General features: G+C 72.5%; 8 protein-coding genes. 6 read left to right on the forward strand and 2 right to left on the reverse strand.

The window, feature by feature from the left end; translation table 11 throughout:
* The 5 genes from ABZV34_RS36040 to ABZV34_RS36060 form a co-directional block, all read left to right on the forward strand.
* Positions 1-748 (forward strand): phosphopantetheine-binding protein (locus tag ABZV34_RS36040; RefSeq protein WP_356286453.1); only part of this gene is annotated, 748 nt, incomplete at its 5' end.
* On the forward strand, positions 745-1803 hold the full coding sequence (locus ABZV34_RS36045) for a 3-oxoacyl-ACP synthase III family protein (protein ID WP_356286456.1): 1059 nt from the start codon (positions 745-747) through the stop codon (positions 1801-1803). The genes ABZV34_RS36040 and ABZV34_RS36045, both read left to right, overlap by 4 nt.
* A complete protein-coding gene (locus ABZV34_RS36050) occupies positions 1800-3701 on the forward strand; it encodes an HAD-IIIC family phosphatase (RefSeq protein ID WP_356286459.1) in 1902 nt (633 codons plus the stop codon). The genes ABZV34_RS36045 and ABZV34_RS36050 overlap by 4 nt, the downstream gene beginning before the upstream one ends.
* Positions 3691-3954 (forward strand): acyl carrier protein, encoded by a 264-nt coding sequence (locus ABZV34_RS36055; protein WP_356286462.1) that lies wholly within the window; start codon positions 3691-3693, stop codon positions 3952-3954. Before ABZV34_RS36050 ends, ABZV34_RS36055 begins: the two co-directional genes overlap by 11 nt.
* The gene (locus tag ABZV34_RS36060) at positions 3951-4811 is read left to right on the forward strand and encodes a 4'-phosphopantetheinyl transferase superfamily protein (protein WP_356286464.1); all 861 of its coding nucleotides are present in this window, start codon (positions 3951-3953) and stop codon (positions 4809-4811) included. The genes ABZV34_RS36055 and ABZV34_RS36060 overlap by 4 nt, the downstream gene beginning before the upstream one ends.
* On the opposite strand, the gene ABZV34_RS36065 is transcribed toward ABZV34_RS36060, so the two are convergent.
* Both ABZV34_RS36065 and ABZV34_RS36070 read right to left on the reverse strand, forming a co-directional pair.
* A complete protein-coding gene (locus ABZV34_RS36065; protein WP_356286467.1) occupies positions 4791-5783 on the reverse strand; it encodes an AfsA-related hotdog domain-containing protein in 993 nt (330 codons plus the stop codon). The two genes, ABZV34_RS36060 and ABZV34_RS36065, sit on opposite strands and share 21 nt — an antisense overlap.
* A 126-nt stretch (positions 5784-5909) precedes the next feature.
* The gene (locus ABZV34_RS36070) at positions 5910-6893 is read right to left on the reverse strand and encodes a hypothetical protein (RefSeq protein ID WP_356286470.1); all 984 of its coding nucleotides are present in this window, start codon (positions 6891-6893) and stop codon (positions 5910-5912) included.
* Positions 6894-7060: 167 nt separating this feature from the next.
* Between ABZV34_RS36070 and ABZV34_RS36075 the strand changes: the two genes are divergently transcribed.
* Positions 7061-7240 carry a hypothetical protein gene (locus tag ABZV34_RS36075; protein WP_168525202.1) on the forward strand — a complete coding sequence of 60 codons (180 nt, stop codon included), beginning with the start codon at positions 7061-7063 and terminating at the stop codon, positions 7238-7240.
* Positions 7241-7419: the final 179 nt, after the last annotated feature.

Raw genomic sequence — 7419 nt, forward strand, 5'->3', positions numbered from 1 at the left:
CCGCCACGGCCGGATGCTGCGCGACGAGATCCCGGACACCGCGTACTGGGCGGACCTGGCCGTGCAGCCGGTCCGGTTCGCCGACGCGCTGTCCGCCCTGATGACCGAGGCCGCGCCGACCTGCCTCGTCGAACTCGGCCCCGCCGCACACCTGCTGAGCCTGGCCCGGCAGGGCGGCCTGCCCACGGGCATCCGGCTGCTGCACCCCGCCCCCGGCCGGGCCGCCACCTTCACCGACCTGGCCGAGACCGTGGGCGGCCTGTACCTGAGCGGCGTCGAACCGTGCTGGGACGCCCTGTACGAGCCGGCCCACCGCCGCACCGAACGCCTCGCCCCCTACGTCTTCTCCGGCGCGCACCGCTTCGGACAGACCGCCGCGTCCCAGCCCGCCGCCCAGCCCGCCGCACCGGACACCACCCCGCGGCATGAGAGCACCGGCGTGACCCACCCGCCCCACCCCGGCGGCCCCGACACCCCGGCGGCCCGGCCCGACCCCGCCCTGAGCGCGGTCATCGAAGCCGTCGTCGAGGTCGGCGCCTACGCACGCGAACAGGTCAACGCCGAGGCCCGTCTGTACGAGGACCTCGGCTTCGACTCGGTGATGATCATGCAGCTGAAGAACCGGATCGAACAGCAACTCCCGCAGGGCGCCGACATCACCGTGCCGCAACTGCTGCCCGCGCTGAAGTCCGTGGGCGCCCTCGCCGCCTTCGTACGCGAGCTGACCAGCACGGGGGGCACGGTATGACAGCACGCACCGCACTCATGCACATCGTCGGCACGGGCAGCGCGCTGCCCGCCGAACCCGTCGACAACGCGGCACTGAGCCGCGCCTTCGGGATCAGCGAGGACTGGATCGACCTCTTCGTGGGCACCGGCACCCGCCACTTCGGCTGGGACCTGGCGACCGGAAAGGTCACCCACACCCTCGGCGACCTGTGCGCCGAATCCGCGGCCCGGGCGCTGGCCGCCGCCGGACTGGCCGCCGCCGACCTGGACTTCCTGGTGCTGTCCACCGCCACCCCCGACACCCTGCTGCCCACCACCGCCAACGAGACCGCGGACCGGCTGGGCCTCAACCACCTGCCCACCTACCAGATCCAGGCCGGCTGCTCGGGCGCCGTCCAGGCCCTCGACGTGGCCCGCGCCCTGCTGGCCGGCGGCCACCGCACCGGCCTCGTCGTCTCCGGCGACGTCACCGCCCGCTTCCTCGAAGCCGGCCGGGACGCGTCCACCCTGGCCAGCCAGGAACTCGTCAACTACGTCCTGTTCGGCGACGGAGCCGCGGCCGCGGTGGTCACCGCGCACCCGCACGGCGACGCCCTCGCCGTGCACGGCCTGCTGCACCGCTTCGCGGGCCGCGGACGCCCGCCGGGACAGATCGTGGGCTGGCACGGGATCACCGAACCCGACCCGGACCGGCAGATGCTCTTCGAGGACTACAAGACCATCGAGGAAGAGGTACCCGCCCTCGCCGGCGAGATCGTGTGGGAACTGCTCAGCACGGCGGGCTGGACCCCGCAGCAGATCGACGCCGTCCTGCCGCCCCAGCTGTCGGGACACATGACCGACCGGATCGTCGCCGGCCTCGGCCTGCCGTCCGGCTGCCGTGAGGTCTCCTGCGTACGCGACACCGGAAACACCGGCAACGCCCTGCCCCTGCTCCAGCTCGACCGGCTCATGGACCGGCTGGCCCCGGGCGAGCGCGCTCTGTCCGTGGTCGTCGAGTCCAGCAAATGGGTCAAGGCGGGGCTGGCGCTGGAACGGCCCGCCGACCCCGGGGAAGAAGGGCACACCCGATGACCACCGCCCTCGACGAACTGCGCACCCTGCACCGCACCGGCCGGCTGGCCGCGGCCTACCCCGACGTGGCCCCGCTGCTGACCGGGGTCACGGACGCCGCCGACCGCACCGAGGAACAGACCGCCGACGAACTGACCCGCTGCGGAAGCCTGCTGACCCGGCTGGACCCCGAGGACGTCCTCGCCCACCACCCGCACACCCCCGTGCTCACCGTCGCCGTCACCGGCCACTCCGCCACCGCCCAGCTCACCGACCCGCTGACCGCCGAACTCGCCCGGCACGGCCTGCTCGGCCGCCTCGTCACCGGCGACCACGGGGCCTACCTGCGCGACCTCACCGACGAACACAGCGAACTGCGCCGCCGGCGACCGGAACTGACGGTGTGCGTGCTCGGCGCCGACGCCGTCCTGGAACAGCTCCTGCCGCCGTGGACCGTCGACGACGCCGAACAGGCCTGCGCCCGGCTCCTGGACCAGCTGCGCGACGTCGCCGACGCACACACCGCACACGGCACCGGAGCCCTGGTCCTCAACACCCTTCCGCTGCCCCGCGCCGCCACCCACCAGATCATCGACCAGCGACAGCGCGCCCTGCTCGGCGCGGTGTGGCGGGAGTTCAACGCCCGCCTGCTGCGCCTGGCCGGCGAACACCCCGCCCTGGCCGTCGTCGACCTCGACCCGCTGATCGCCGCCACCGGACCGGCCACCGACGCCCGGCTGGCCCTCTACACCCGAAGCGCCTTCAGCGCCGCCCTCTTCGCCGCCCTCGCCCGCGAAGCCGTGCACGTGCTGCGCGCCCGGCGCGGCATGACGAAGAAGTGCCTGGTGCTCGACCTCGACAACACCCTGTGGGACGGCGTGCTCGCGGAGGACGGACCGGACGGCATCACCTGCGGGCCCACCCCCCAGGGCGAGCCCTACGCCGCGCTCCAAAGAGTCGTCAAACAGCTCGCCGCCCAGGGCGTGCTGCTCGCCGTAAGCAGCAAGAACGACCCCGGCCCGGTCCGCGACGTCCTCGCCCACCACCCCGAGATGACACTGCGCCCGGCGGACTTCGTCAGCGTGCAGGCCGGCTGGGACCCCAAGGACACCGCCCTGCGCACCATCGCCGGCCACCTGGGCATCGCGACCGACGCCCTGGTGTTCGCCGACGACAGCCCCGCCGAACGCGCCCTGATCCGCCACCGCCTGCCGGACACCCCCGTCGTCCCGCTGGGCACCGAACCGGCCTGGCACATCACCCGGCTGCTGGCCGACGGCTGGTTCGACACCCCCCACGTGACCGACGAGGACCGCGGCCGCACCACGCAGTACCGGGACGCCGCCGCCCGCGCCCGGATGCGCGGCACGACCGGCTCGCACGAGGAGTACCTGCGCGAACTCGGCATCGTCGTCCGCCTCTCCCCGCCCCGCCCCCAAGAACTGCTCCGGGTCTCCCAACTCTCCCTGCGCACCAACCAGTTCAACCTCACCGGCGAACGCCTCCCGCCGGAGCGCATCCTCACCGAGGGCCGCCGCCCGCTGACGGTGCGGGTGAGCGACCGGTACGGCGACAGCGGCCTGGTGGGCGCGCTCTTCACCCGGCGGACCGCGGACGGACTGACCATCGACAACATGCTGCTCAGCTGCCGGGTACTGGCCCGGGGCATCGAAGACGGCTGCCTCGCCGCGGTGCTCGCGCACGCCCGTGACCTGGGCCTGCCCGCGGTCCGCGCCCGCTACCGCGCCACCCGCGGCAACGGCCGGGCCAGCGGCTTCTACCCCTCACTCGGCTTCGTGCCCGACACCCCCGGCGACAGCCCGGAGACATTCTTCCGGCACGATCTGAAGGACATCCCCGCCCCGCCCGGTCACCTGACCGTGGAGGCCGACTTCGAAGGAGACGCCGATGAGTCGTGACAGCGACAGCACGGCCGACCTCGCCGGCTTCCTCGAAGCGGTGCGCGACGGCCTGGGCCTGGACCTGACCGAGGAACAGGCCGCCGCGGACTTCGACCTGCTGCCCGACTGGGACTCGGTGCACCTGCTGCGCCTGCTGATGCTCCTGGAACGCGAGACGGGCCGCAGCGTCCCGGTCGGCCGCCTGCTCAAGGCCCGCAGCGTGCGCGAGATTCACTCACTGGTCACCACCGAGGGGAGGGACACCCGATGAACGCCGTCGGCGGGGGCCTGATCGGTGTGACAGCGGAGGACAGCGACTGGACGGCGGTCCGCGAGGACCTGCGGCGCTACGGCACGGCGGTGGTCCACGGCCGGCTCGCCGACTGGCGCCCGCGAGCGCCGGACGGCCCCGCTCTGCGCGCCGTGCTGGGCCGCGACTGGTCGCGCTACCGCGACATCGGACACCCGGACATCCGGAGCCGGTACGCGGCTTCGCGGCGGCTGCTCAAACACGCGGCCGCGGCCGCCCTGCGGGCCGAGGCGATCGACCTCGAACTGGCCTACGGGCCGACCGGACGGCCGTACCTGCGCGGCTGCGACCAGATCGACATCAGCCTCAGCCACACCGACGACCTCCTGCTGGTCGGCCTGACCAGCAGCGGCCTGATCGGAGTGGACGCCGAACGCGCCGACCGCAGCATCTACGCCCGGGGCCTGGCCCGGCTCATCTGCACCCCCGACGAACAGCGGATGCTGTCGGGACTGCCGGAGCCGGAACGCAACCCGAGCCTGGTACGGCTGTGGACGCTCAAGGAGGCCTACAGCAAGGCGATCGGCCAGGGCATGCAGTTCCGCTTCAACGAGTTCGGCTTCGGCCCCGGGAGCCGGCCCGTCCAGCTGAACCGGCCCGACGGCACGGCGGGAGCGGGCGACGAGTGGACGCTGCGGACCCTCGTCCTCAACAGCGGCGGCACCGAGTTCGTCGTGAGCATCGCGGTCTACGACGCCGGCATGGGCCGCACCCTGGACACGGAGATCACCACGATGCTCGACGCCGAGGCCGTCGCGGCCATCCAGGAGGCGCTGGACGCCGAGCAGGAGGACTGGTCACAGATCCTCGACGACTGACACCGCCGCCTCCGTCACCGCCCTCCCCGCCTGGGTCAGGGCGAGTGTCATCGCGACCAGCGGCCGCCCCAGCGCGTCCTGTCCGGCCGACTGCGCCACCGCGACACACCGCAGCGGCAGATCGGGCTCCGCGTGTCCCCGGAAGTGCGTGTGCATGGCCACGGGCGCGCAGTGCCGCGGATCCAGGCCGTGGAGCCGGTGAGCGGTCAACAGCGCCGTCTGGCGCAGCACTTCGAGCAGCAGCGCGGACGAGGGCACCTGGTCCGGCCGGGCCGCGCCGGCCCGCCACGTGTGGGGCGCGAGCACCGCCGCGGACAGCCGCTGACCGTTGATCGTCACCGGGGACCGCAGCAGGACGTTGGCGGCGCTGGCGCGCCCCACGTCCGCGGGAGCGGGGCCCGGCGACGTGTCGATGGTGTCCTCGTGACCGGGATGCTGCTGCCCGGCCGTCGCGAGGACGGTGTGACGGGAGTGCTCACGGTGGCTGCGGTGCGCCATCGGGGCGAGGAAGAGCAGATTGGCCGAACCGGTGCCCGCCGCGACCCCGTCGATCTCCAGGCGCGCGTCGAACTCCAGGGCCCGCGGGACTCCGGAGATCACCTTGTCGGGCCGCACCCGCATGGTCGCCGTCAGCGTGCCGGGGCCGGAATGACGGCGCCAGGCACTGACCTCGTCCATCTCCAGGCCGAACCGGTAGAAGATCGGCACCCGGTCGGCCGCGACCCCGAAGTGGGCCTGGCCGATACCCCCGCTGACCTGGCGGACCATCGCCATGGCCGCCTGCAGATCGTGGAAGCGGTCGTGCCCGTCGTTGAACAGCGGGTGAGAGGTGGGAAGTTCACCGGTCAGGACGAACTCCTGGAACCGGTCGTCGGGGCTGTCGGGCGTCTGGGGGCCGAAGCACTGCGGCCGGTGCACCAGATGGCGGCTGCCGTGTCCGTACCCCGGCGGCGCGGACCGGGAAGTCTCCAACGCCTCACTCTCCTCGGCGGTGTCCTGGCTCGATGTGACTGGTCGTACCAGCCTGCCGGGGCGCGGGGCAGGAAGGCCACTTGCGTCCGGTGACAGGTTGTGGCCTGGCATGCAGTGCCGGACGGTTCACTGGAGGTCGGGCAGCCCCGTCAGCGCGATGTGCACCCCGGCCTGGAAACGGCTGTTGGCGTCGACACTCAGCATGATCTGGGAGATGTACCGGCGGCAGGTGCGCACCGACATGCCCAGCCGGCGCGCCACGAGCTCGTCCTTGTAGCCCTGCGCCATGAGCCTGATGATCGACCGCTTCAGGTCGTCGGTGATCTCGCTGCCGTCCTCGGCCCCGGGGACGAACTGGGTGGCCCCGGACCACAGATGCTCGTAGACCCGGCAGATGAAGGCCACCAGGGTCGGCTCACGCACCACCACCGCCCCGGGGGCCCGGCCGCCCACGTGCTGCTCGGGAAGGAAGGCCACCTCCCGGTCGTAGATGACGATCCGGTCGATCAGCTCGTCGGTGGTGCGCACCTCGGCCCCGTGCTCGGTGATCGCCCGCACGTAGGAGGCGGTGGCGAGGTCGCTGCGCGCGGTGTGCTGGTAGAGATGGCGTATCTGCACCCCGCGTCCGAGCCGCTCCAGAGTCCTGGGCCGGGCGTTGGCCAGGAGACTGGAGGGGCGGGCGCCGCCGGGCTGGGCGCTGAGCATCTCGGTGCGGCAGCGCTCGCCCTGCTCGTCCAGCACGGCCTGCAGCGCGTTGATGTCGCTGATCACGTCGAAGGCCTCGGCCTGGTTGCGCTGCTGGCGGCTCTCGAAGTACGTCGCGCGCAGCGCGCCCATCTGGTCACGGATCCCGGTGACCTCCCGCTGCAGGTCCCGTATGCGGCCCTCGGCCGGTCCCACGAGGTCGGCCACCGCCGTGTCGGGGCTCACCGGCACCAGCAGTTCCGGCTCGCCGGGCAGCGGACGCAGCAGGCTGAGCGCCGTCAGCCGCTCCTCGACTTGTGCCACCTTTTCCAGGGAGACGCCGAGGGCGGTCGCCATCTCCTCGCGGACAAAGCGGCCCAGCAGGACCGCATTGCGGTACGCCTTCGCTTCTGCGTCATCCAGCATGGCGAAAGCGCCTGCAGGGAGAGAGCTTTCAGGCACTGGAGGCTCGCATTCCCGCGCGACGGAACTTCTTGTCAGGCAACTTTACGACATCAGGAATGGGTTGGGCGTAGAACCCCGGTCGGCGAGTCTTGCTGCTGCAAGGCCAACTGTCGAACGTGGGGGTAGCTATGAGCAAGCTTGTACTGCGAATCACGACCGCCGGACTTCTGGCCACCGCCGGATTCATCGGCGCGCTCGGGGCCAACATTACGGTTCCCGCCATTGCGCACGGTCAGGTAGCCGTCTCGTCGCCCTTCCCGGCGCATTCTGTGCACGCGGCCCCGCTCGGGGACGACCAGTGGGGCTGATGAATCAGCTGTGACGCGGGCGGGCCGGTGCTTCCCGGGCCGCCCGTCGGCATGTCCGCAAAGCGGGCTTTGCTCATGTTTCACCCCGACGGGACGGCCCCGACCAGCCGGCCCGTCGAGCCGGCACCCGACCAGCCGGCCCCGACCGGTCGGACGGCCCGCCGCGGAAACCGGCGGGC

Origin of the sequence: Streptomyces sp. NPDC005195, assembly GCF_040608315.1 — a bacterium.
Lineage (GTDB): Bacteria > Actinomycetota > Actinomycetes > Streptomycetales > Streptomycetaceae > Streptomyces > Streptomyces kaempferi.

Coding starts and splice junctions, on each gene's coding strand:
- ABZV34_RS36045 (WP_356286456.1), top strand. CDS start 745: ATGACAGCACGCACCGCACTCATGCACATCGTCGGCACGGGCAGCGCG.
- ABZV34_RS36050 (WP_356286459.1), top strand. CDS start 1,800: ATGACCACCGCCCTCGACGAACTGCGCACCCTGCACCGCACCGGCCGG.
- ABZV34_RS36055 (WP_356286462.1), top strand. CDS start 3,691: ATGAGTCGTGACAGCGACAGCACGGCCGACCTCGCCGGCTTCCTCGAA.
- ABZV34_RS36060 (WP_356286464.1), top strand. CDS start 3,951: ATGAACGCCGTCGGCGGGGGCCTGATCGGTGTGACAGCGGAGGACAGC.
- ABZV34_RS36070 (WP_356286470.1), bottom strand. CDS start 6,893: ATGCTGGATGACGCAGAAGCGAAGGCGTACCGCAATGCGGTCCTGCTG.
- ABZV34_RS36075 (WP_168525202.1), top strand. CDS start 7,061: ATGAGCAAGCTTGTACTGCGAATCACGACCGCCGGACTTCTGGCCACC.